Origin of the sequence: Flavobacterium cheonhonense (assembly GCF_035671315.1) — a bacterium.
GTDB lineage: Bacteria > Bacteroidota > Bacteroidia > Flavobacteriales > Flavobacteriaceae > Flavobacterium > Flavobacterium cheonhonense.
The window spans coordinates 1,280,761-1,305,873 of record NZ_JAXAVY010000001.1; the positions used below are offsets into that span (position 1 = coordinate 1,280,761).

Annotated in this window: 17 protein-coding genes; 8 read left to right on the plus strand and 9 right to left on the minus strand. The window is 38.8% G+C overall.

The annotated features are described in order from the left end of the window. Positions 1 to 35: 35 nt before the first annotated feature. A complete protein-coding gene (locus tag SK086_RS05600) occupies positions 36 to 551 on the minus strand; it encodes a DUF2892 domain-containing protein (RefSeq protein ID WP_324690355.1) in 516 nt (171 codons plus the stop codon). A gap of 154 nt (positions 552 to 705) precedes the next feature. On the opposite strand from SK086_RS05600, the gene rpmH reads away from it, so the two are divergent. Both rpmH and carB read left to right on the plus strand, forming a co-directional pair. After that, on the plus strand, positions 706 to 867 hold the full coding sequence (gene rpmH / locus SK086_RS05605) for a 50S ribosomal protein L34 (protein ID WP_007136275.1): 162 nt from the start codon (positions 706 to 708) through the stop codon (positions 865 to 867). A gap of 279 nt (positions 868 to 1,146) precedes the next feature. Then, positions 1,147 to 3,999 (plus strand): carbamoyl-phosphate synthase large subunit, encoded by a 2,853-nt coding sequence (gene carB, locus SK086_RS05610; protein ID WP_324690367.1) that lies wholly within the window; start codon positions 1,147 to 1,149, stop codon positions 3,997 to 3,999. 37 nt (positions 4,000 to 4,036) lie between these two features. On the opposite strand, the gene SK086_RS05615 is transcribed toward carB, so the two are convergent. From SK086_RS05615 to htpG, 3 genes are all read right to left on the minus strand, one after another. Continuing rightward, the gene (locus SK086_RS05615) at positions 4,037 to 6,178 is read right to left on the minus strand and encodes a T9SS type A sorting domain-containing protein (RefSeq protein WP_324690368.1); all 2,142 of its coding nucleotides are present in this window, start codon (positions 6,176 to 6,178) and stop codon (positions 4,037 to 4,039) included. 60 nt (positions 6,179 to 6,238) lie between these two features. Beyond that, on the minus strand, positions 6,239 to 6,643 hold the full coding sequence (locus tag SK086_RS05620) for a DUF2721 domain-containing protein (protein ID WP_290873137.1): 405 nt from the start codon (positions 6,641 to 6,643) through the stop codon (positions 6,239 to 6,241). 110 nt (positions 6,644 to 6,753) lie between these two features. Next, positions 6,754 to 8,640 (minus strand): molecular chaperone HtpG, encoded by a 1,887-nt coding sequence (gene htpG / locus SK086_RS05625; protein ID WP_324690369.1) that lies wholly within the window; start codon positions 8,638 to 8,640, stop codon positions 6,754 to 6,756. A gap of 174 nt (positions 8,641 to 8,814) precedes the next feature. Between htpG and SK086_RS05630 the strand changes: the two genes are divergently transcribed. From SK086_RS05630 to SK086_RS05650, 5 genes are all read left to right on the plus strand, one after another. Continuing rightward, positions 8,815 to 9,291 (plus strand): hypothetical protein, encoded by a 477-nt coding sequence (locus SK086_RS05630; RefSeq protein ID WP_324690370.1) that lies wholly within the window; start codon positions 8,815 to 8,817, stop codon positions 9,289 to 9,291. 5 nt (positions 9,292 to 9,296) lie between these two features. Beyond that, on the plus strand, positions 9,297 to 9,992 hold the full coding sequence (locus tag SK086_RS05635) for an OmpA family protein (RefSeq protein ID WP_290873146.1): 696 nt from the start codon (positions 9,297 to 9,299) through the stop codon (positions 9,990 to 9,992). A gap of 159 nt (positions 9,993 to 10,151) precedes the next feature. Next, on the plus strand, positions 10,152 to 10,823 hold the full coding sequence (locus tag SK086_RS05640) for a TetR family transcriptional regulator C-terminal domain-containing protein (protein ID WP_324690371.1): 672 nt from the start codon (positions 10,152 to 10,154) through the stop codon (positions 10,821 to 10,823). Beyond that, entirely contained in the window at positions 10,824 to 12,137 is a 1,314-nt protein-coding gene (locus tag SK086_RS05645; protein ID WP_324690372.1) for an ABC1 kinase family protein, read from the plus strand. A gap of 108 nt (positions 12,138 to 12,245) precedes the next feature. Then, positions 12,246 to 13,169: an ABC transporter ATP-binding protein gene (locus SK086_RS05650; RefSeq protein ID WP_324690374.1), complete on the plus strand. Its 924-nt coding sequence runs from the start codon at positions 12,246 to 12,248 to the stop codon at positions 13,167 to 13,169. 8 nt (positions 13,170 to 13,177) lie between these two features. Here SK086_RS05650 and SK086_RS05655 read toward each other — a convergent pair whose 3' ends face one another. The 3 genes from SK086_RS05655 to SK086_RS05665 form a co-directional block, all read right to left on the minus strand. Then, positions 13,178 to 13,390 carry a helix-turn-helix domain-containing protein gene (locus SK086_RS05655; RefSeq protein WP_324690375.1) on the minus strand — a complete coding sequence of 71 codons (213 nt, stop codon included), beginning with the start codon at positions 13,388 to 13,390 and terminating at the stop codon, positions 13,178 to 13,180. A gap of 3 nt (positions 13,391 to 13,393) precedes the next feature. After that, positions 13,394 to 13,936: a DUF2975 domain-containing protein gene (locus SK086_RS05660; protein ID WP_324690376.1), complete on the minus strand. Its 543-nt coding sequence runs from the start codon at positions 13,934 to 13,936 to the stop codon at positions 13,394 to 13,396. A gap of 151 nt (positions 13,937 to 14,087) precedes the next feature. Beyond that, on the minus strand, positions 14,088 to 16,499 hold the full coding sequence (locus SK086_RS05665) for a prolyl oligopeptidase family serine peptidase (protein ID WP_324690377.1): 2,412 nt from the start codon (positions 16,497 to 16,499) through the stop codon (positions 14,088 to 14,090). A gap of 208 nt (positions 16,500 to 16,707) precedes the next feature. Between SK086_RS05665 and SK086_RS05670 the strand changes: the two genes are divergently transcribed. Beyond that, positions 16,708 to 17,715: a 3-oxoacyl-ACP synthase III family protein gene (locus tag SK086_RS05670; RefSeq protein ID WP_324690378.1), complete on the plus strand. Its 1,008-nt coding sequence runs from the start codon at positions 16,708 to 16,710 to the stop codon at positions 17,713 to 17,715. An 84-nt stretch (positions 17,716 to 17,799) separates the two neighbouring features. Here the strand turns inward: SK086_RS05670 and SK086_RS05675 are convergent, their stop codons facing one another. Next, complete coding sequence (locus SK086_RS05675; protein ID WP_290873171.1) at positions 17,800 to 20,250, minus strand: outer membrane beta-barrel family protein; 2,451 nt, start codon at positions 20,248 to 20,250, stop codon at positions 17,800 to 17,802. A gap of 176 nt (positions 20,251 to 20,426) precedes the next feature. Then, complete coding sequence (locus tag SK086_RS05680; protein WP_324690379.1) at positions 20,427 to 25,040, minus strand: T9SS type B sorting domain-containing protein; 4,614 nt, start codon at positions 25,038 to 25,040, stop codon at positions 20,427 to 20,429. Positions 25,041 to 25,113 lie beyond the last annotated feature (73 nt).

Below are 25,113 nucleotides of genomic sequence, written 5' to 3' on the forward strand. Positions count from 1 at the left end.
TTGTCTAAATGGTCTAAACGGTCTAAGAAGTCTAATTAAATCTTTTTCAACTGTTCTTTCATCATTTTAATCTGATCGTTCAGCATATTTTGTTTGTCGAGTTTCTTAGCTTCATTGAGCAAAGTAGTAGCTTCCATTTTGCGTCTTTTCGACATGGCAATTCCGGCTAAGTTGAGTTTGGCAACCGCTAAATCCATATCCATACTCAAACCTAATTCAATCGCTTTTCTGAAGTATTTCTCCGATTGGTGTAAATTGGTTTGCGAAGTCATTAAACCGTGTAAGTAGTTGTAATAGCCTTGTTGTTTTCTCACCAAAGCCGTTTCCGGATTTTTAATTTTATCCAACCAATTTTTGGCGCCGGCAAAATCCTGTTTTCTCAGTTTTAGGAAAGCCATTAAAATAAATTCGTTCTTGTAGTACAAAAAGATTGGAATGGCAGTCAGTAAAATCAAGAAAATACCATTGCCGATATTACTTTCCGTAAATTGCCAAATGGCTGTGGCAACCAATAAAGCCGCTATAATTAATTTAATAAATCTGTGAAACATGTCTTTAAAATTTTTGTGGCACAAAGGTAGTAAAATGAATTAAAAATATTTTTAAAAAAGTTCTTGTCGGAAAAAAAAAGGTTTGTATATTTGCACTCGGTTTTGAAAGAACCAACCTGAACAGAATATTACACGATTTTAAAGATATACAGCAATGAGCAAAAGAACGTTTCAACCATCGAAAAGAAAAAGAAGAAATAAACACGGATTTATGGACAGAATGGCTTCAGCAAATGGAAGAAAAGTCCTTGCGCGTCGTAGAGCTAAAGGAAGACATAAATTGACTGTATCTTGTGAACCAAGACACAAAAAATAATGATTCTTTATCAATCAATATCAAGCCGTTACTTTTATTAGTAGCGGCTTTTTTTTAAACCTGTTCATAAATATTGATAATTTTCAGGAGCTATTTCCCGCTGTTCGCTACAATCTTTTTATTTTTATGCTTCGACTGCGCTCAGTATGGCAAATAAAAAGGATTTCTCCCGAAGCTTCGGGACAATCGGGGCTAGAACCAAATACAACAACACAACTAACTAACTTTCTAAGATGTCTAATGATCTAACAATCTAAGAAGTCTAAAAATCTAACTACAATGCCTAAAGACAACTCCATCAAATCGGTTTTAATTATTGGTTCAGGCCCTATCGTTATCGGACAAGCTTGCGAATTCGACTACGCCGGTTCACAATCCGCTCGCTCGCTCAGAGAAGAAGGAATCGAAGTCATTTTGATCAACTCCAATCCGGCCACGATTATGACCGATCCCAGCATGGCTGATCATGTGTATTTATTACCATTGACTACTAAATCCATTATCCAAATCCTGAAAGAGCACCCGCAAATTGACGCAGTGCTACCTACTATGGGCGGTCAAACGGCTTTGAACTTGTGTCTGGAAGCCGACGAAAAAGGGATTTGGCAAGATTTCAACGTGAGGTTAATTGGGGTTGATATTAACGCCATCAATATTACCGAAGACCGCGAGCAATTCAAACAATTGTTGCAAAAAATAAACGTACCTACCGCACCGGCCAAAACCGCGACTTCTTTCTTAAAAGGAAAAGAAATCGCGCAAGAATTTGGCTTTCCTTTGGTGATTCGTCCTTCCTTTACTTTGGGCGGAACCGGAGCGGCTTTTGTACACAAAAAAGAAGATTTCGACGATTTACTCACCCGTGGTTTAGAAGCTTCGCCCATACACGAAGTCTTAATTGATAAGGCTTTATTGGGTTGGAAAGAATATGAGTTAGAACTCTTGCGCGATAAAAACGACAATGTGGTCATCATCTGTTCTATCGAAAATATGGACCCGATGGGCATACATACTGGAGATTCGATTACGGTAGCGCCGGCTATGACATTGTCCGACACGACTTTCCAAAAAATGCGTGATATGGCCATTTTGATGATGCGCTCTATCGGGAATTTTGCCGGAGGTTGTAACGTACAATTTGCCGTATCGCCGGATGAAAAAGAAGATATTGTAGCCATTGAAATCAATCCGCGTGTATCTCGTTCCTCCGCTTTAGCGTCTAAAGCAACCGGTTATCCAATTGCAAAAATCGCCACCAAATTGGCTTTAGGCTATCATTTAGACGAATTGCAAAACCAAATCACCAAGTCGACTTCCGCTTTGTTCGAGCCGACCTTAGATTACGTTATCGTTAAAATCCCGCGTTGGAATTTCGATAAGTTTGAAGGCTCCGATAGAACTTTGGGCTTGCAAATGAAATCCGTTGGAGAAGTAATGGGAATCGGACGTTCGTTCCAAGAAGCCTTGCACAAAGCGACCCAATCTTTGGAAATCAAAAGAAACGGAATTGGTGCCGACGGCAAAGGCTATAAAAATTACGAACAAATTATCGAAAAACTGACTTTTGCAAGTTGGGACAGAGTATTCGTGATTTACGATGCGATTGCCATGGGCATTCCGTTGAGCCGTATCCACGAAATCACCAAAATCGATATGTGGTTCTTAAAACAATACGAAGAGTTGTACTTGTTGGAAAGAGAAATTTCCCAGTACAAAGTGGATACCTTACCAAAGGAATTACTCCTAGAAGCCAAACAAAAAGGCTACGGCGATCGTCAAATTGCCCACATGATGGGTTGTTTGGAAAGTCAGGTTTACAAATTGCGCGAAGAAATGAACATCAATCGCGTGTACAAACTGGTAGATACTTGCGCGGCCGAATTCAAAGCCATGACGCCTTATTATTACTCCACTTTCGAAGCCGAAATTCAAACTGCCGACGGTCAAAGATTGGTAAGCAATGAAAGTATCGTTACCGATAAAAAGAAAGTCATCGTTTTAGGTTCCGGACCTAATCGTATCGGACAAGGGATTGAGTTTGATTACTCCTGTGTACACGGCGTTTTAGCCGCCAAAGAATGCGGATACGAAACCATCATGATCAACTGTAATCCGGAAACGGTGTCGACCGATTTTGATACAGCTGATAAGTTGTATTTCGAGCCGGTATTTTGGGAACACATTTACGATATCATTCGCCACGAAAAGCCGGAAGGTGTGATTGTTCAGTTGGGCGGACAAACCGCGTTAAAACTGGCTGAAAAGTTAGATCGTTACGGAATCAAAATACTAGGCACTTCATTTGATGCCCTGGATTTGGCGGAAGACCGAGGAAGATTTTCCGAGTTGTTGGAAGACCTAAAAATTCCGTTCCCTAAATTTGGCGTAGCCGAAAATGCTGATCAAGCCTCAGCTTTAGCCGATGTATTGGATTTTCCATTGTTGGTTCGTCCTTCTTATGTATTGGGCGGACAAGGGATGAAAATTGTCATCAACAAACAAGAACTGGAAGAACACGTAATCGATTTGCTGAAAAACATACCGGGGAATAAATTGTTGCTCGACCATTATTTAGACGGTGCCATTGAAGCAGAAGCGGATGCGATTTGCGATGGCGAAAACGTATACATCATCGGGATTATGGAGCATATTGAACCTTGTGGTGTACACTCGGGCGATTCGAATGCGACTTTGCCGCCGTTCAATTTGGGTGAATTCGTGATGCAACAAATCAAAGACCATACGAAGAAAATAGCTTTGGCTTTAAGAACGGTTGGTTTAATCAATATCCAGTTTGCCATCAAAGACGATATCGTTTATATTATTGAAGCCAATCCGAGAGCGTCACGTACTGTACCTTTTATAGCAAAAGCGTATGGCGAACCGTATGTAAATTATGCTACAAAAGTCATGTTAGGTCAAAATAAAGTGACTGATTTCACCTTCAATCCGAAACTAAGCGGTTATGCCATCAAACAACCTGTGTTCTCCTTCAGTAAGTTCCCGAATGTAAACAAAGCCCTCGGACCGGAAATGAAATCCACCGGTGAGAGCATTTTGTTTATAGACGATTTAAAAGATGATCAGTTCTACGAGTTGTACAGCAGAAGAAAAATGTACTTGAGTAAATAATTAAAAAATCCCGAGGTACACTCGGGATTTTTTTATGTTAGTTTTTAATCAGTTTGTATGTTTCTTTTCCTCTATTGGTGTTGATAGTGACGAAATAAAATCCGGATTGGAACGAATGGATGTCAATTGGAGCCAAATTTTGAACAGTTCCTTTTAGCAATAATTTTCCGTTAATGTCATAAATATCATATAGTGCATTCATAGGAACTTCTGTTTTGATGGTCAGATAATCTCCGGAAGCCGGATTTGGAAAAATACTGAAGTTGTCTCGAATGTTTTCCACAACTTCCAATGCTACCATTTCAGTCGTTACAGTATTGGTTATGATAGGCGGATTGTAATCGAAATAAATATCTGATTCAGAACTGGCTATTTCTCCCACAGCAAAGTTAGCTTTAGGTTTAATTTTATAAGACATCCAACCCTGACTAGCTTGTGCGTTGGCACTTTCATAAGGTAAATTGATATTAGAGAATGTGTACGTCAAATCGTTACCGTTACGCAATTGTATGTTGGCAGTGTGACTGGACGCTATGGGTTCAAACGTATTCCAGTCTAAATTAGCATCCAAAGTTTCTTTAATAACTACTGTAGTCGCGTTTGCCGTTCCCGAGTTTTGAAAACGGGTAACATAAACCAGATAATCGTTGCCTTGAGCCGGAGTAATGGTAGCGCCTTGAATCACTGTTTTATCGTTAGGATCGTAAGAGCTTCTCACAATTTGATTCCATGAAAAAATATTGTTAGCGGTATTGTTATCGCCCGAAATCGGATTGGCTACAGCCGTAAAAGACAGTAAATCATTCATGTTTACCGTTGGCGGAATACCTACTGCAAAAGAGAGGTTGATGTACCTTGATTCAAACGGCAGTAAATTACTGTATGTCCAAGTGACAGTGTTCGCAGTAGTGCTGTTTTGGGATGGAGAAGCTGTAGTAAAACTCAATTTTCCGTTATCGTAGGTTAAAACTATGCTGCCGCTGAGGTTAGTGCTTCCTTGGTTGGTATACCAAATTCTGTAATTGGCTGTGTTACCCGGAATAGCCTCATTGATTAAATGCATGACAACTCCTAAATCGGTGTAATTGTTTGCCGAACTGATGCAGAAATCATTATTGGTATAATTTACACCGGAACCCAAACTTTGGGTGGTTGTTGTAGCAGGATTAGAAGAAAAGTTGGCATTCAAATTCGTCAATGCCGATGTAGTATAATTTCCGGTATTCGGAATTAAAATTTGGTAATCACCATTGGTGTTGGTAAAGCTGGTGTAAGTTAAATTTCCGTCTGTAGTGCTTACTCTTCGGTTCCTGAAATTTGTTCCGGTAGTGCAATTGTCATTATTGGTGTTGAACTTTACACTTCCGGATATAGTGTTAGGTAATAAACTCGTTAACGGAGTGATAATATTGGCGTTGCTGGGATTTGGACAAGGACAATAAGATTGATCACTGAAGTAACCGCCTACATCACAAGGACCAAATGCTATTATATAGGAAGTGTTGTATACATAGCCTAAGGCAGCTTCTTCCGGAGTGATATAGTGTATTCCAGTGGTGGAATAGAAATTATTTGTAAAAGTAGGATTAGCTACAATAGCATTACTATCGTAAATTTCTCCGCCATACGATCCTCCGGAAATGTTGTAGGTGTAGTTGATAACATCACCAACATCGACTATCGAATTATTGTTTAAGTCTTGGTAAACTCCTTCCTGAGTGCAATTAATGTAAACAAAAGATGATCTTATAGTAGGAAAATCATTGTAATAGCTACCCGGTAATCCGAAGTTGTTGTATGAAAATGGATCTGAAGACAGGTCGGTTATTTCGGCACTGGTCGAAGAAGATGTGGCATGAACGATTACTTGACTTTCATCATAACAACCAGCGCCGTATTTTTGGGCTATTAAACCGGTAACTTCTTCTCCGGGAGCCAAACTGGCTATGGTTCCAAATTGGAAAGTCATTCCAAAAGTAGTTGGTCCTTCAGTGACAAATATGTTGGTTAAGGTTTCTTCGCCTATATTTTTAATACTTATAGAATATATAACGCCTCCACCAAAATTATTGCCGGACATCATTATACCAATGGCGGGGTTTACAGCAGTTTTTTCTTTCGGTTTAGCTATGATTGTGGCAAAAGTCAGTAAAAAAAGAAGTAGTAATTTTATCTTCATTGATATTGGTTTTGGTTAACTGTTTGACATCAATAAAGATATAAAAAACATTGTAAGTTTTTACTTTTTCTTTTCTTCCTCTTCCAAATCACTCAAATGCAAGCGCAAGGCTGTCACCGAAATGCTGATTTCCCAAAACGATATGGCTAAGGAAGTCAGTAAACACAATAAACTGGCGGCAAAAAGGTAAATGCCTGCGGTATGCCAATCGATAAACAAACACAACATGGCAAATACCGACAAGAACAAACACAATACACCAAAAAGCTGCATATAGCGAATCAATGAAAGGCGCAGGTTCAAGTTTTTGATTTGCAAAAGTATGCTTCGCGTGTGGTTTTCGTCGTAATGTTTTTTCAAACTGCGAACGATTTGCGCAATAGTCAAAAAGCGATTGGTATAAGCCAACAAAATCAATGATGTGGCTGAAAATAATAGGGCAGGAGTTTCTATGGAGAGTGTCATGAGTAATTATGAATTACGAATTATGAATTACGAAGTTCGGGAAATACATTGAATAAAAAAACCTGCAAGTTCCCACTCACAGGTTTTGTCTTAATACTTTCCTCTTAATACTATTTAATCAACTCAAAACTTCTTTTGACAAAAGCAGTTAATTCTTCGCCTTTTAACAAGCCTTGAGAAATTTTCGCTAGGTCGAGCGCTTGTTTTACCAAACTTTCCTGAGCCGATTTATCAGCCGTATTTAAAATAGTTGTAGCTAAATCCGAGTTGGTATTCACCACTAAATTGTACATTTCCGGGAAGTTGCCCATGCCGAACATGCCGCCGCCATCGGTTTGACTCATTTCTTTCATTCTACGCATGAATTCAGGCTGGGTAATCATAAATGGCGCTGCTTGGCTGTCCATGGCTTCCAACTGAACGGTATAGTTGGTTTTCGGTACAATTTCTTCTAAAACGGTTTTCAGTTGTGTTGATTCTTCTTCGGATAGTTTCGAAATTTGAGTGTCTTCTTTCTGAATCAATTTGTCGATATGGTCAGAATCTACTCGAGTGAACGTCAAGTTTTCATTATCGCTTTCTAATTTCTGAATCAAATGCGACACGATAGGCGAATCTAACAGTAACACTTCATAGCCTTTTTCTTTGGCGATTTCAATATAACTGTGTTGTGCGTCTTTGTTGGAAGCATAAAGCACTACCAATTTTCCGTTTTTGTCGGTTTGATTGGCTGAGATGGCTTCTTTCAATTCAGCTAAAGTGTAAAACTTACCGTCAACGGTTGGGTATAATACGAAGTCGCCCGCTTTTTCATAGAATTTCGGTTCCGACAACATGCCGTATTCCAACACAATTTTGATGTCGTTCCATTTGCTTTCAAAATCTTCGCGGTTTTCGTTGAAGAGCGATTTCAATTTATCGGCCACTTTACGGGTAATGTAATTCGAAATTTTCTTCACGTTACCATCGGCTTGTAAGTAGGAACGAGAAACGTTTAGCGGAATATCCGGTGAATCAATCACACCGCGTAACATCACTAAAAATTCAGGTACTATGCCTTCCACGTTATCGGTTACAAAAACCTGATTTTGGTACAACTGGATTTTATCTTTTTGCACTTGCAAGTTGGCATCCAGTTTAGGGAAGTATAAAATTCCGGTCAAGTTGAACGGATAATCTACATTCAAATGAATGTTGAATAACGGTTCGTCAAACTGCATCGGATACAACTCGCGGTAGAAATTTTTGTAATCTTCATCGGTTAAATCCACCGGTTGCTTAGTCCAAGCCGGACTTGGGTTGTTGATGATGTTGTCTACGTCGATATATTCCGTTTTGTAATCATCGCCCGCATCTTCCGGTTTTGGCAACGCTTCTTTACGGGTTCCGAATTTAATCGGCACCGGCATAAATTTGTTGTATTTGGTCAACAATTCGCGAATTTTAAATTCTTCTAAAAATTCCAACGAATCCTCAGCGATGTGTAAAATGATTTCTGTACCTCGGTCTGTTTTGTCGTGAGGCACTAAGGTGAATTCCGGACTGCCATCGCAAGTCCAATGGGCTGCCGGTTCGTCTTTGTATGATTTGGTAATGATTTCCACTTTTTCGGCTACCATAAAAGCCGAGTAAAAACCTAATCCGAAGTGACCAATGATACCGGAATCTTTGGCAGAATCTTTATATTTCTCTAAAAACTCTTCAGCTCCGGAAAAAGCCACTTGGTTGATGTATTTTTCCACTTCCTCGGCGGTCATACCGATACCTTGGTCGATGAGGTGTAATTTTTTACCTTCTTTGTCAATCTTAACTTCAATAATCGGGTTGCCATATTCTACTTTGGCTTCGCCGATATTGGTTAAATGTTTTAATTTTAAAGTAGCATCCGTAGCATTGGATACCAATTCGCGCAAGAAAATTTCGTGGTCGCTGTATAAAAACTTCTTAATTAGCGGAAAGATGTTTTCTACTGATACATTAATTTTTCCTGTTGTCATATTTAAAATTTTAGGTTATACAATTTTGTATTTCAGATACTCAAAAGCAATACCATTCCACAGTAATATGACAAATTGACGTAGAAAGAATTCTACAATGAATTAGGATAATTTTATAAACCGCATTCAAAAAGAGCAGTATCTTTGTAATCAACAAATTTTAACTTGTTAGGTATGAAAAAAATTATTTTAATCAGTATTTTATCGGTCTTGATTTTGTCGTGTAAATCGACAAATTCTGCTACGAGTACTAAGGTGGATTCTCAGTCTCAAACTGCCATCAAAGGCGAATGGGTAATCTCATCCGTAAACTATCCCGGTTCTGAAGTTATCAAGGTAACTTCTTTTGATTTAGCGGATTCTAAATGTTTTATTGGAAGCAAGTGGAAGTTCGTTTCCATGAGTAACAAAGGAAGTTTGACTTTAAACAGTCCGAGTTGTACGGCTTATTCTACTCCTATTACTTGGTTCATCAACAAAGAAGGCGAATTTGTGTTAAAAATTTTAGACGAAGCCAAAGCCAAAACCGTAAAATCGGGTTATGTGTTAAGAGTTGCCAATCAAACTGAAAAATCCTTTCAGTTAGTAGACCAAATCAATGTGGCCGGTAAAATGACGGCAGTAGTGTATCAATTTGACAAAATAAATTAAGTAAGATGAGAAAGATAACAGCTATTATTTTAGGAACAGTATTGATGGTATCAACGGTTTTTACCGGTTGTGAAACTGTAAAAAATACGAGTAACCAACAACGCGGCGTGGCTATCGGTGCCGTTGGTGGTGCGGTTTTAGGAGGAATTTTAGGGAATAACATCGGTAAAGGCGGAAATGGTGCTTTAGGTGCTGTGTTAGGCGGCGTTATTGGTGGTGTTGCCGGTGGTGTAATCGGAACTAAAATGGACAAACAAGCCCGTGAAATTGAAACTGCATTACCGGGCGCTCAAGTAGAAAGAGTAGGCGAAGGAATTCGTTTGGTGTTAGGAGAAAATGCGGTGCGTTTCGACACCAATAAATCTACTTTAACGGCAGCAGCTAAAGCCAACTTGGATAAATTGGTGCCGGTTTTCAATCAGTATCCGGATACTAATATTCAAATTTACGGTTATACGGATAGCACCGGAACTCCGGAGTATAACTTGACATTGTCGGAGCAAAGAGCCGCTTCTGTTAAGGCATATTTGGTTGGAAAAGGCTTGGCAAGTTCACGATTTGTGACTTCCGGTTTAGGAATCGCTGATCCGATTGCTACTAACGATACACCGGATGGTAGAAGCAAAAACCGTCGTGTGGAATTTGCCATCACTGCCAACGAAAAAATGGTTCAAGACGCGCAAAGAGAAGCCGGAAAATAGTTTTTCTGAGTTTCTGAATAGTCAAAAGCGTTCCTCAAAAAGGAGCGCTTTTCTTTTGATTTCAATTTTTTTGAACAACATTTAACAAAACTTTTTGTTTAATAATTTTTAAAAATAGTTAAACGTTATTAAATTTACACTGTTCTAAAAATGAATACCATGGCCACAGCAAAAAAAACAAAATCAAAAAAGAATACAGTAGATGACAATGCCATCATTTCGTTGTACATGAATGAAGTATTGGAAAACAATGAAGCACCAAAAAATGCTTATATCTTCTGCAAGAATAACAATATAGAGGAAAGTGATTTTTATGCTTTCTTCGGTTCATTAGAGGCGGTTAAGCAGGACATTTGGGTGAAGTTTTTTGAGAATGCCGTGGCAACTATTGAAAAAGAAGCAGCTTTTGAAAGCTACACAGATAAAAATAAATTACTCACTCTATACTTCACGCTCTTTGAAATTTTAACCTTGAACCGAAGTTATGTGATGTATGCACTAAAAGAAAACCATGAAGGGTTGAAGAATTTGAAACAATTGAAGGAATTCCGAAACCATTTTAAAAAATATATCGTAGATAAAGTTAAGTCAGAGCCTTCAGAGTCATTCGGGAAAGTGGCGAGAGTAACCGAACCTGTTTACGCTGAAGGCGCATGGCTACAGTTCTTATTCTTATTGAAATTTTGGATGGACGATACATCGAAAGGTTTTGAAAAGACGGATGTGTTGATTGAAAAATCGGTAAACACGGTAGTCGATTTATTAAATACCAAACCCTTGGAAAGTTTGTTCGATTTGGGCAAGTTTCTTTGGAAAGAAAAAATGCAATAAATGAAAACCTTAGATAAAATTCCAACCGGAAAGATTGAGCGGGCAGGACAGTTAGTTAAAACCGGACTTAAAGTCGGAACCAATTATGTAGCCTATTATGGCGAAAAAATGGTCAATCCGTCTTTAACCCGAGACAAGCTGAACGAAAACAACGCCGAAGACATTTACGATGGCTTAAAAAACCTCAAAGGCAGTGCTTTGAAAGTGGCTCAAATGCTGAGTATGGATAAAAGCATCATGCCACAGGCTTATGTAGAAAAGTTTTCATTGTCGCAGTTTTCGGTGCCGCCCTTGTCTGCGCCCTTGGTTCGTAAAACATTCAAAAAATATTTAGGGAAATACCCTGAAGACTTATATGATTCCTTCACTCCGGACGCCATGAACGCCGCGAGTATCGGTCAGGTACACAAAGCAACCAAGGATGGGAAAAATTTTGCTGTGAAAATCCAATATCCCGGAGTGGCGGAAAGTATAAGTTCTGATTTGGCTTTGGTCAAACCGTTTGCCATCAGAATGTTTAACATCAAAGGGAAAGATTCCGATAAGTATTTCAAAGAAGTGGAAGACAAATTATTGGAAGAAACCGATTATGTGTTAGAATTAAAGCAAAGTCTGGAAGTGTCCGAATGGTGTGGTCAAATTGATAATTTGCGTTTCCCGAAATACTATCCTGAATATTCTTCGGAGAAGATTTTAACGATGGAATGGATTCAAGGTGAGCATTTGTCGGAGTTTGCTTCACATAATGAAGATCGAGCCAAAGGCGACAAAATAGGGCAAGCGTTATGGGATTTTTATATGTACCAAATGCACCATTTGAAGCAAGTACACGCCGATCCGCATCCCGGGAATTTCCTGATTGATGCCGAAGGCCGATTGGTGGCGATAGATTTTGGTTGCATCAAACACGTACCGGAAGAATTTTATGTTCCGTATTTCGAATTGGCGAAACCGGAAGTCATCAATAATCCGAAGTTGTTCAATGAAAAATTATACGAGCTCGAAATATTGCGCCACGACGACAGCCCAAAAGAAATTGATTATTTTACCAAAATATTCTACGACTTATTAAGCTTGTTCACGCAGCCGTTTCACGGAGATGCGTTCGATTTCTCGGACGAGGATTTCTTTGGGAAAATTGCCCAAATGGGAGAAGAGTTTTCTAAAGATACCCAACTCCGAAAGATGAACGGCAATAGAGGTTCTAAGCATTTCTTGTACATCAACCGAACCTTTTTCGGCTTGTACAATTTGTTACACGATTTAAAAGCACGCATCGACACTAAGTCGTTTGAAAAATATTTACCGCATTAAAAATTGTTTATTTATTGGTTAGGTTGATAAGAGCGACGCTCCACGTTTGAGTTTTGTCGCTCTTATCTTTTTAATAAAGTTCGTAAGTTTGCCTTTCAGAAAATCAACATGCTACAAGTCCAAAACATTTCCTTTGCCTATTTAGACCAAACCACCATCAGCAATCTTTCTTTTCAGTTGGAGAAAGGTAAAAATCTTGCCATTATAGGCGAAAGCGGTTGCGGGAAAAGTACCTTGCTCAAACTCGTTTATGGTTTGTATGACTTGGATGAAGGGCGAATATTTTGGAACGATAATGAAGTGCTCGGACCAAAATACCATTTAATTCCCGGGATGGAATACATGAAATACTTGGCACAAGATTTTGATTTAATGCCTTTTATCACCGTAGCAGAAAACGTTGGGAAATACTTGTCGAACATTTATGCCGATGCCAAACAAGCTCGTATAGCCGAATTGTTAGAGATTGTCGAAATGACCGAATTTGCTACTACGAAAGCCAAATATTTAAGCGGTGGTCAAATGCAACGTGTGGCTTTGGCTCGTGTTTTGGCTTTGGAACCCGAAGTATTGTTGTTAGACGAACCGTTCAGCCATATTGATAATTTCAGAAAGAACAGTTTGCGTCGAAAATTATTTGCTTATCTGAGAGCAAAACAAATTACTACTATAGTTGCCACACACGATAGTTCTGATGTGTTATCGTTTGGCGATGAAGTTCTGGTGATGCAGAACGGGCAGATTATCGCTTCCGATTCGCCTGAAAATTTATATCGAAATCCAACTAGTAAATACATCGCCTCACTTTTTGGTGATGTGAATGAAATTGAATTCAATGGCAGCAAGCGCTATGTTTATCCGCACCAATTACATGTGGTTTCCCAATCGGATTTACCGGCTACAGTTGCCCATTGCTACTATAAAGGCAGTCATTATTTGGTGGAAGCTGAAATCGATGGACAGAAAATCTTCTTCGATAGTACGGATTTGTTTCCGTCGGGAACTGTTGTTTATCTGGCGATTACTTCTTAAAATACGCTTTATTTTTCTTCGGCTACATATTCTAAAATATCGCCCGGTTGACAATCCAAAGCTTTGCAAATGGCTTCGAGCGTACTGAACCGAATGGCTTTGGCTTTGCCGGTTTTTAAAATAGAAAGATTCGATAGGGTTAAATCGACTTTCTCCGACAGCTCGTTCAACGACATTTTTCGTTTGGCCATCATGACATCTACATTAACAATTATCGCCATAACTTAGATGGTTAGTTCGTTTTCGGTTTGTATTTCTACTCCTTTTTTGAAGATTTGGGCAATGACTAAAAGGACGACGCCCATAAATAGCCAAATATCGGCTCCGTCTAATTTTAAATCAGCGATGTCCGGCATATTAATGCCTTTAGAGGCTAACCATTTGGCGTAATTAGCGCCCCAATTGGAGAAAAAACTAATGAAAATTGTCAGATAGGCCAAGTTAGAAACAAACTTAACAAGTGCTTGACTGAAAGGTTTAGAAAAATCCAGTTTTTTATCGTGTAATATTTTGACAATTAAGAAGAATAATAAGGCTTTCAAAACGGCCACTATAAATCCTAAACAGAGTTGGGTTAAGAAAAAACCGTAGTCGTATTGGTACAGTTCCGTAAGCTTGAAATAATCGGCAGCTAACGGATTGAAAGCTACAGTGAATATAGCATTGAACAAAAAACTGCCGGCTTCAACGCATAAACCGATAAAAATTATCCATGACAATACATGTAAAATTTGAAGCATCATTTTGGTAGTGATTCTGATTTCCATTTTTTTAGATTTTGAATTACGAGTCAAAAATAATAAAAATTTATTGATAAACAATAAATAATGATTTTTTTTCAAAAAAACTGAGAATGTGTAGTTACAAAAAAACCTCAAAGCTTTCACCTTGAGGTTTTCAGTAAATAGGGTTAACGGTTTAGTTTTTCAAATATTTTTCCAAGAATTGGTCTTGTTCCCAAAGCAGGTGTAAAATATTGTCTTTGGCAGCGTAGCCGTGACTTTCCTTAGGCAATAAAACCAATCTTACCGGCGCACCTAAGTTTTTCAAGGCTTGGAAATAACGCTCCGATTGCAAGGTAAACGTTCCCGGATTGTTGTCGGCATCGCCGTGAACCAACAATAAAGGCGTTTTCATTTTATCGGCGTTCATGAAAGGCGACATGCCGTTGTAAATTTCAGGAACATCCCAATAATTTCTTTGTTCGCTTTGGAAACCAAAAGGAGTCAGCGTTCTGTTGTAAGCGCCGCTTCGGGCGATACCGCAAGCAAATAAATTGGAATGCGTCAATAAATTAGCCGTCATAAAAGCGCCATAAGAATGGCCTCCAATCGCCACTTTTTTACGATTGATGTAACCTAAGCCATCCACGGCATCAATGGCAGCTTCCGCATTGGCAATCAGCTGCGGCATAAAAGTGTCGTTAGGTTCGGTTTTGCCTTCGCCTATGATAGGGAATGAAGCATCGTCCAATACGGCATAACCTTTAGTAACCCAATAAATGAATGAACCGTAATTCGGGAACGTAAATTCATTAGGGTTTTTGTTGCTTTGTCCGGCGCTGTTTTTGTCCTTGAATTCTTCAGGATAAGCCCAGATCAATAATGGTAATTTTTCTGTTTTTTTTGTTCGGTCGTAACCGGCAGGTAAATAGAGCGTTCCTGACAATTCCACGCCGTCTTTTCTTTTGTATTTAATTACTTCTTTGTAGACATTTTTAATGCTTTCAAACGGGTTTTTGAAACTGGTAATCGGCGTCAGTTTACCCGATTTGATGTTGCGGAAGTAATAATTCGGGAAGTCGTTTTTCGATTGGATTTGCACCAAAACATCGCCTTTTTTGAAATCTTCTATCGACTGTAAATCTTCTTTTTTGTCTTTCATTTTAGACGTGTACAATCGTTTCGTTTTCAGTGTAGTCAAATTGAATTCGTCTATAAAAGGAAACTGACCTTCTTTGGTAAATCCGTCACCAATTAAGTAAGCATTGTTATTTTCGATGGCCAAAACATAACGGTTGTATTGGTTTTTTTTGGTTTCAAAATTTCCCGGATCACTGTAAATGTCTTGGGAATTTCGGTCCCAAATTACTTTAGGCGCTTGTTTCGAATTAGAAGGATTGAACAAATACACTTTTTGGTTTCGGGTATCGTACCAATCATCGTATGCAATAGCGATAGTTTCGTTGCCCCACATAATGCCGCTGAAACGTTGTTGTGTTTTTAAAACCGATTGGGCTTCGGCGTTGAATGGCGCATCCCAAGTGAAAACTTCATCTCTAAAATCTACTTTCTTCGCTTGATCACCTTCGTCTAAGGCTACTACATAAGTAAGGGTTGCCGGTTTATCAGCTCTCCAATTCATACTTCTTTTGCCTTTTCTAACAGATGAAAAACCTTTGGGCATTACTTCTGTTAACGGCACTTCGTTGACCACTTTAATTTCTTTTCCGTTCAAGTCGTAAACTACTGATTTTTGTGGAAAACGGCTTAGCGGTACAATGTAGGAATAAGGTTTTTGGATGGTGGTTAGCATCAAATAAGTCCCGTCAGGCGAGAAACTTTCTCCGGCGTAAATGTCGGCTTCTTTGAATAATTCGGTTTTTCCGGATAAGGAAACTTTGTATAATTCAGAAGTTACTAAGGCATCGAAATTGGCTTCGTCGGTTTTATTTTTCAACAAATCCTGATAGGTTCTGTTTTGTGATTTCGAACCGTCGCTGGTGGAAACCGTTGGTCCTTTCGGTAAATCTTTTTTGCTGTCTATTAGCGCCGGACGGTTTTTCGGTAACATTTTCACCAAAAGCGTTTCGTTGTCTTTCATCCAACTGTATGGACTTCCTAAGTTGGCGTTGAGGTTGGCTTCGGTAATTTTTTTTGCGGTTGCCGTGGCTACATCAATTACCCAAAGTTCTACACCGGTATTGGTGGTATTGGTGAAACCGATTTTCTTCTCGTTTTGCGACCAAGAAATGTTAGTGATTCGGGCATTTTGCGGTAAGCCTGCCACTTGTGTTTCGACTTTATCGCTGACTTTTCTCAACTTTAAGTTGTTAACGTAAGTCACCGTACTCGAAATATTGGTAATAGGGTTGATGCGCAAACCGCCCAAACGCATTTCTTCCTGACTTAAATCGTCCAGCGTTTTATAGGTATTGCGATAGCTAAGCAACATGTATTCTTTTTTAGAATCCATGCTTACCGACGGTGCTCGCTCATAATCGGCTAAAGCTAAAATTTCGGCTGAGGGTTTTTGAAAGGTAAGGTTCTCTTGGGCTAATGCTGAAAATCCTAATCCGAGTAAGAACAGAAAAGTAAAGCGTAATTTCATATGCTTAAAGTTTATGATTGTTTTAAAGTAGGTCGAATTTACGGTATTTCGGTTACAATAAATAGGAACATTTTTTTAAGTTACCGCTACGGACAACTTTTCGTATTGGCAGTTTTTTTGTCGATATCTAAATTAGAATCTAAAAATGGTAATTAGAATTATAAGATTCTTAAATTTGCGGTTCTGATTTTATTAAATAACGAAAGATATGTACCACTCAAAAATCACAGGTTTAGGTTTTTACGTTCCGGATAATGTTGTTACCAATGATGATTTATCCAAAATAATGGATACCAATGATGAATGGATTCAGGAGCGAACCGGCATTCAAGAAAGAAGACATGTTATAAGAGGTGAAGATACCACCACTTCAATGGGTGTTAAAGCTGCCAAAGTAGCCATAGAAAGAGCTAAAATTGATAAAAGCGACATCGACTTTGTCATATTTGCTACATTGAGTCCGGATTACTATTTTCCGGGTCCCGGCGTTTTAGTGCAACGCGATTTAGGTTTGCGTACAGTAGGTGCTTTGGATGTGAGAAATCAATGTTCCGGATTTGTATATGCGCTTTCTGTGGCAGATCAGTACATTAAAACCGGTATGTATAAAAACATTTTGATTATCGGTTCTGAGTTGCATTCTACAGGATTAGATATGACTACTCGTGGTAGAGGTGTTTCAGTGATTTTTGGAGATGGAGCAGGAGCCGCTATTTTGAGCAGAGAGGAAGATTTGACCAAAGGCATTTTATCCACTCATTTGCATTCAGAAGGGCAACATGCAGAAGAGTTAACTGTGATTGCTCCGGGTATGGGCAAGCGTTGGGTAACCGATATCATTGCCGAAAACAATCCGGATGACGAGAGTTATTTCCCTTACATGAACGGACAATTTGTGTTTAAAAATGCCGTTGTTCGTTTTAGCGAAGTGATTATGGAAGGCTTGCAAGCCAATAATTTACAGGTGTCAGATATAGATATGTTGATTCCGCATCAGGCGAATTTGAGAATCTCACAGTTCATTCAGCAAAAGTTTAAATTGACGGATGATCAGGTTTTCAATAATATTCAAAAGTATGGGAATACCACGGCAGCATCTATTCCGATTGCATTGACCGAAGCTTGGGAACAAGGTAAAATTAAAGAAGGTGATACGGTAGTGTTAGCGGCTTTCGGTAGTGGTTTTACTTGGGCAAGTGCTATTATTAAATGGTAAGAAATTCAGTTTAATTATAAAAAAAGCCAAACATTTTTTGTTTGGCTTTTTTGTAACAACTAATCTATAATTTATTTGCGGTGTTTATAAAAGGCCACCACTGCCTTGGGTTTCATTTTGATCTCTTTGTTTGCGTTGCATAGCACTGTTTTTGCCGCCGCCAAACATATAGTTGAATCCAACATAAAAGGTTTGACTTTCCCAATAGAAAGCGCCGGTCTGACGGTACGGAATATTACCATCGAAGGCAAAGTTCATGGTTTCAAATACGTCGTTAAAACGCGCTGTAATACTTCCTTTTCCTTTTAAAATGGTGTAAGTAGAACCGATATCCATGCGGTACATTGGCTCTCTTTCAAACTGTAAGCCTAGATCTCTGCCACGGTACATGGCGAATAAGTTGAAGCGTAATTTTTTGGTAGCTACAAAGTTGTGATTCATACGAATGTTGAAGGCCACTACATCGGCTTCCGCTCTTTCTTGTGCTTGCGTATTCGCATTTTGTACAGTTCCTTTCACGGTTCTGAAATAGGCATCGCTGCTTGCATTTACAGACCACCAAGTGGCTAGTTTTAAATTAGCCGAGATTTCGGTACCAACTGTATTGTTGTCGTCGAAGTTGTCATAAGAAATGATGTCTTGGTTCACATTGTCCGGGTTTTTGTAAATCACTCTTCCGATTTCATCATTGATTTGACGGTAGAATACACCGGCCGTTACCGAACCGATTTTGGTGGTACGGGTATAGTTAACCTCAAACGAGTTGGTGAATTGCGGTTCCAAGGTCGGATTTCCTCTGGATTCTACTAAAGGTGTAGTCCATTCGCGGATAGGACTGATTTGTCCGATACTTGGTCGGTCAACACGACGCGAAAAGTTAAAGTTAAACGAGTCTTTGTCAGACGCTTTGTAATTGAAAAACAATGATGGATAAATCGCAAAAATATCATCTTCAATGTTACTTCGATCGTTGATGTTTTCTGATGGAGTAGTGGAAGTCACTACATTTTCGAAATCGCCATCGATTTCATATTGTTCTAAACGAACGCCGGCTTGTACGCTCCATTTTTTCCATTGCTTACCGATATTGGTATAGAAGGAATGAATGTTTCGGGTGAAAACAAAGTTGGAATTTCCAACACGGTTATAGGTTTCCGAAGGCTCGCTGATGGTTTCGTCGAAGTTGTTGGTGATTTTTTGGATACGGGTTTCGGCACCCACTTCCAATTTAACCGTTTCCGATAAAGGGTTCACGTAATCTAAATTGATTTGAAGGTAATCGGTATCTCTTTCAATATCATTGGTAGTCACTCGCGTTGAGTTTGGATTGACTTGATTGAAGATATAATCGGAGTTTTCCGGACTGTCGGTATTGGAAAAATTGGCTTGAAAATCTAAGGTTTCGCCTTTTTTGGCAAAGTCGTGTTTATAGGCCAAATCGTAAGTTTGGGTGTAATTGTCTGTTTCAGAATAAGACAATTGTTGAGAATCTCTCAGTAAAAGACTATCGTAGTTGATGTTGGTATATCCATCGCCACTCCCGTTTACCAGGTTTTGATTGGTGTAAAATGAAATGGTGTTTTTTTCATCGATGTAATAATCCATACCCAATTTTACCAAGTGTGAAGTGTTGAGATTGTCGCCACCAAATTCTTGTTTGTTCTCAAACAAAGGGCGGTAACTGTTGATGTAACCTTCGTTGGCATTTTTACCGTGGTTCAAACCATAGTTAGTGTAGAAATTTACTTTCCCTACTTTATAGTTCAGGTTTAAAGCCGAATTGGTTTTCGGAGTGATGCCAAAGGTAACACCCGAATTGATGCTTCCGTTGAAACCTTCTTGCGAGTTTTTGTGTAAAATAATGTTGATGATACCGCTCATGCCTTCCGGATTGTATTTGGCAGAAGGATTGGTAATCAATTCGATTTGTTTGATAGAGGAAGACGGGATTTGTTGTAACAACTGAGCTGCATCGATGTTGGATGGCTTCCCGTCGATCAAAACCCTTACGTTAGAATTGCCTCTTAAACTCAGTTCTTTGGTTTGTGGATCAACACTAACGGTTGGGACATTATTCAAAATTTCCGAAGCAGTGTTCCCGGAAGCAATGAGGTCTTTGCCCACGTTTACCACTTTTCGGTCGATTTTTTGTTCGATGGTCGAACGTTCTTTCACTATTTCTACACCGGCCAATTGAACCGCCTCTTCTTCGATGGCAATAGTATTTAAGTTAGCTGTTTTATTGTTTTCAGAGAGTGTTACCTCTTGAGTGATTTTTTTATAGCCTATAAATTGAATTTCAATAGTATATTTTTTCAAAGCCAATCCTTTGATGGTAAAGTTTCCGTTTTCTTGTGTAAGGCCTCCGGTGACGATTTTGTTGTCTTCCATCACAGCCACGTTCACATACGGAACCGGTTGTTTGGTGTTTTTGTCGATTACCTTTCCGTTAATTACGCCCTGATTTCCATTGGTTTGTGCGGTTAAAAAGGCGCAGTTGCTTACCAATAACAGTACTAATAATTTAAGTCTCATTTTCGTTTTTGTTTGATGATTTTTTGTTGAAGCTAATTTGTTTCCCCTAAACTTCAACAGTTGTTAATTTAATTCGAGTAAGTAGACTCTTAAAAAACCGATTTGTTACAATAGAAATAAAAAAAACTCTCAAAAGTATTTTGAGAGTTTTTTAGTAGGTAAGGGGGGCTTTATGATTAGCGCTTCATGGCGAAGTGCGCTCTGAATTCTTGATTTACTTGATTTTCATCCGTATAAGTTACACTAAACCAGTAATCGTCTGAAGGCATCATGTTACCGTTGTAAGTTCCGTCCCAACCGTTTCCGTTAGGTTTGATTTGAGTCAGTACTTTTCCGTAACGGTCGTAAATGGTTACCACTGCACTTGGTTGGTCTCTTAAATCTCTGATGTTCCAATTATCGTGATAGCCGTCTCCATTTGGAGTGAAATATTTCGGATAGTTGATAACAACTGCCGGTAAAGTAGCTATACCACAACCGTTTTTATCTCTTACGGTAATTAAGTGCATACCTGAAGTTACATCTTCAAATGTTGGACTGTCTTGGAAGTTTCCGTTGTCCAATTGGTATTCGTAGTCACCTTCTCCGGTAGCAGTCACAGTGATGGATTGTAAGTCTTGGAATTCGTCATCTACTGTATAAGTAATTTCAGCTGGCTCAGAAGGGGTAACCACTACGGTCACTGGTTCAGAAGCACAACCTGTAGCTCTACTAGTAGCCACTAAGGTATAAGTTCCCGGTAAAATGGCAGTGTAATTGGCATTAGTACCTACAGTTTCTCCGGCTTCATTAGCCCAAACAAAAGTATGGGTAGTTGAAGAAAATCCGCTGTACATGGTGTATGGGTTTAGCAAGGTTTGTGTATCTAAATCAAAACAAATGATGCCTCCAACCGGTGATGGTTCCGGTAAGCGATTCACAATGATACTGATTGGTTTGATATCAAAACAGCTATCTGTTAAAGTATTAGTAACACGAACAAATACATTGGTTAAAGTAGTTGAGGTTATTGCATTAACTTGGTTTGCTGCATCTGCTGCAGTTTCATAGTAGGCAATGGTAAATTCATTTCCGGTTTGTGTTCCTAATATAGTAGCAGATAATGTAGTTAAGTCAAAGCTGGTTACACCATCATTGGTTCCGTCTTCATCACAAACGGTTCTCAATGCTACCGGAGTTGGATTAGCTACCGGAGTATCTATGATTGTTACTGTAAACGAGCTCTCGTCAGCACATCTTGGTAAATATGGAGAGATAGCATATACATAAATTGTTTGTGTTGCTAAAATTGTAGCACCGGCAGTTAATTGCGTTCCGGTTGCATTGGGTCCTGTATAATAATTTCCAATAGTCAAAGCCGGTAAGGTATAGCTGTGACAAATACTTACATTAGGTGCATCATCAACATTGAAAATAGTTATATTGAAACTAGTTTCGCTTGAACAATCCGGTGTTGTATTTGTGTGAGCATAAATGTACATAGTTTGACTAGTAGTTACAACATCTCCCGCTTGTAACATAGTTCCGCTTCCGTTAGGTCCTGTAAAGTAGTTTCCAACTATTAACGGACGTAGTGTATACGAATTACATGCAGCCACATCCAATACTGCCGGGATAACCGGTGTTTGGTTGATAGTTACTGTAAATGAGTTTTCATCAGAACAAGAGAATGATGTACGAATCAACGATTCTTTATAGATATAAATTGTTTGTGAGGTTGTGATTACTGTTCCGACACTAATTTGAGTTCCATTACCATTAGGACCTCCGGGTTGGGTGTAATAATTGTTGTCAGCAGATAATGAAGGTAAAGTATAGGCGTCACAAGCTGTTACATTAGCGGAACTGTCAGCTGTAGTGGAGAAAACATTAACTTGAAAACTGTTTTCGGCAGTACAAGCAGGAGTCGTGTTTGAAATAGCGAAAATGTAAATTCTTTGTGATGATGTAATAACACTTCCGGCCGGTAATAATGTTCCGGTTCCGTTAGGACCTGTATAATAGTTGCCATTTTGTAATTGTGTTAATACATATTGGTCACAAATATCGATGTCGGATCTTGAATCAATTAAAGGTAGCGGATTGATAGTGATATCAAAGCTAGATTGATTAAAACAAGCAGCGTTTAATCTTTTGAAAATGTACAAAGTTTGTGAGGTGGTAATAACATCTCCAGCACTAAGCATTGTTCCTGTCCCCCCTGATCCGGTATAGTAATCTCCGTTGGTTAATTCCGGTAAAGTATAAGTTTCACAAAGCGTTACATCATCTAATTCATCAACCTCAGGTTGAGAAATACTGATGTTAAACGATAAGTTATCAGTACAGTTAGTACTGTCGCTGCTTACTTGTGCAAAAATATAAATAGTAGTATTGTTGTTGATTACGGTACCAGCCGGTATCATTTGTCCGCCTCCCATTGGTGCAGTAAAGTAATTCCCAATCGGTAAAGCCGGTAAAGTATAGCCGTTACACTGACTGATATCTGCCGGTTGGTTGATACCAATAAATATGTTAAAGCTATCTTGATCTGTACAAGGCGAAGAACCGCCACTAGTGGCATAAACATATACTGTTTGATTAGAAGTGATTACAGTTCCTGCAGGGATTTCTGTACCATTTCCTCCAGGTTGTGTATAATACTTCCCAACAGTTAATTCCGGTAAAGTATAAGAAGTGCATTCGAATATGTCATTTCTTGTTCCTACTTCCACAGAAGGAATGATAGTAACTGTAAAATCAGTGTTTACTTCACAAAATGGAGCTATATCTGTCTTGAAATAAAAATAAATCACTTGAGTTGTTGATATTACAGTTCCAGACGGAATTTCAGAACCCAATCCTCCGGGTTGAGTGAAATAACTTCCGTATTGTCTTGGGGCTAGAGTGTAGCTTCCACAACTTGTTACATCTGTTGGCGAGATTGAATTTGGATCAATAATAGTAATGGTAAACGAACTGTTATTGCCACATGTGCCCGGGCCATTAGGTTGATTGAAAATGTAAATGGTAGTCGTCTCATCAATTATATCTCCGGCATTCAACATTGTTCCCTGACCATTCATTTGTGTGAAATAGTTTCCATTAGTTAGTGGTTGTAGCGTATAAGAATCACAAACCACAACAGGTTGTAATACGTCTACAATTGGTAATGGTAAAATTGTGATTGTGAAGCTAGTTATTGAAAAACAAGATGTGTCAGTAACATTTTGTACTCTAACATATATTGTTGTGCTGGTAAGTAAAATATTGCTTAGATTTCCGGTCATTGGATTTGATCCGCTGTTGGCATTATTTAGCGATGTGTAAAATGACACTGAGTTCGCAGTGGTTGATTGTCCGTTTAATATTATTGGAATTTGTTGAGTCAAGTTAATTGAAGCACTTTCAGAATTTGATCTTCTGGCACAAGCAGTAATATTTGGAGCCTGATAAGCCACTGGTGCCGGAGATGTTAGTAACTGAAATGATCTAACGGTGTAACAATTAGTATTAGGCATTTGGATTCTCACAAATACAGTTTGTCCCGGTGTACCAGTGTAATTAAGCGGCAATGTGTTAGTGTTGTTTTCGGCATCTTGTTGAGAAGGATGGTAGGTAACAATGGTGTTAGCATTTAATCCGGTTTTTACAACAGCAGTATTAAGATCAAGGTTATAGTTATAAGTGGTATTACCTGTATCACATCTGTAAAGATTTGTTGGGTTTTGTGCATTTATTTGAGGGTAATACTCAATCACCACGCTATTGGTTGTTGGTAAACACGGACTTAAAATATTGGTGTAAGTCACCGAATAGTTTCCCGGTTGGCTTATCAATAAGCTTGGTCCTGTCTCATTGGTAAGAATAGTGTTGCCTTTTTTCCATTCAAACGTAAAATTTGATGCGTTCAATCCTGTATTGATAGTATGAGTAGAACCATGACATAAAGCAGTATTATTAGCTATTGTTAAATCCTGTCCTAAAACATCTTGACCAATGTTTAAGCTGTTAGCGGAAATAAAGATAGCCGAATCCGATTGTGGATCTAAACGGTCTGCTATAACCAATTTGATGTGGTATTGAACTCCCGGAACTAAAGTTGATGCTGCCGTCATAAGAGTTGTTTGACCGTTAAAGTTTATAGCTGATGAAGCGGCTTGAGAACCTCCATTATACGATCCGAAAAACTGTGCATTAGCAGAAGGACAAGAAGAGTTGTATAAATAATCTCTGATGGTTACTACAGAAATAGGTAAATTGGTATTTGGTACCAAGGCTAAGTTTGTAGTAACTCCTGTTGTAGTATTAGTTAATAAAAAAGCAAATGCATCAGAAAATTGACATTGAAAGTTTCCGTACTCCTCTGATGCAAAAATGAAATCAAAGCTAAAGAAAGAGGAACTAGGAACGAAATCAAATTCTAATACAGTAGCGTTTTTAGACACCAAACTAACGCCAGCAGCAGCAAGTGTATTTTCTAAATCCGAATCGCCTGGCCAAGCCGGACTACCATCGCTAAGTAGTGTATTGTTAGGTCCAGGTGCGTTGGCAACATTTCCTGTACTTAATATAACCCCGCTTTGCATAGGGAAGTTAGGATTGGTGTTTTGGAAGAATCCAATTCCGTTGGTTGAACCATAATTACTTCCGGTACTCCACGTAATATTCGTAGCATTAACACAAGAGGTGTTGATGAGAACATCATTAACCAATTGTGGAACCGTGTAGTTAGTGGTACTTACATTTATGGGTTGTGAAAACCCAATGGCTGTGAATAAGATTCCGATTAATAGTATTAGTTTTTTCATGACTTGGGGATTTTGACACAACAAATATGAAATATATTATCGTTTAAATGCAAAAAAAATCGATGAAATGCAC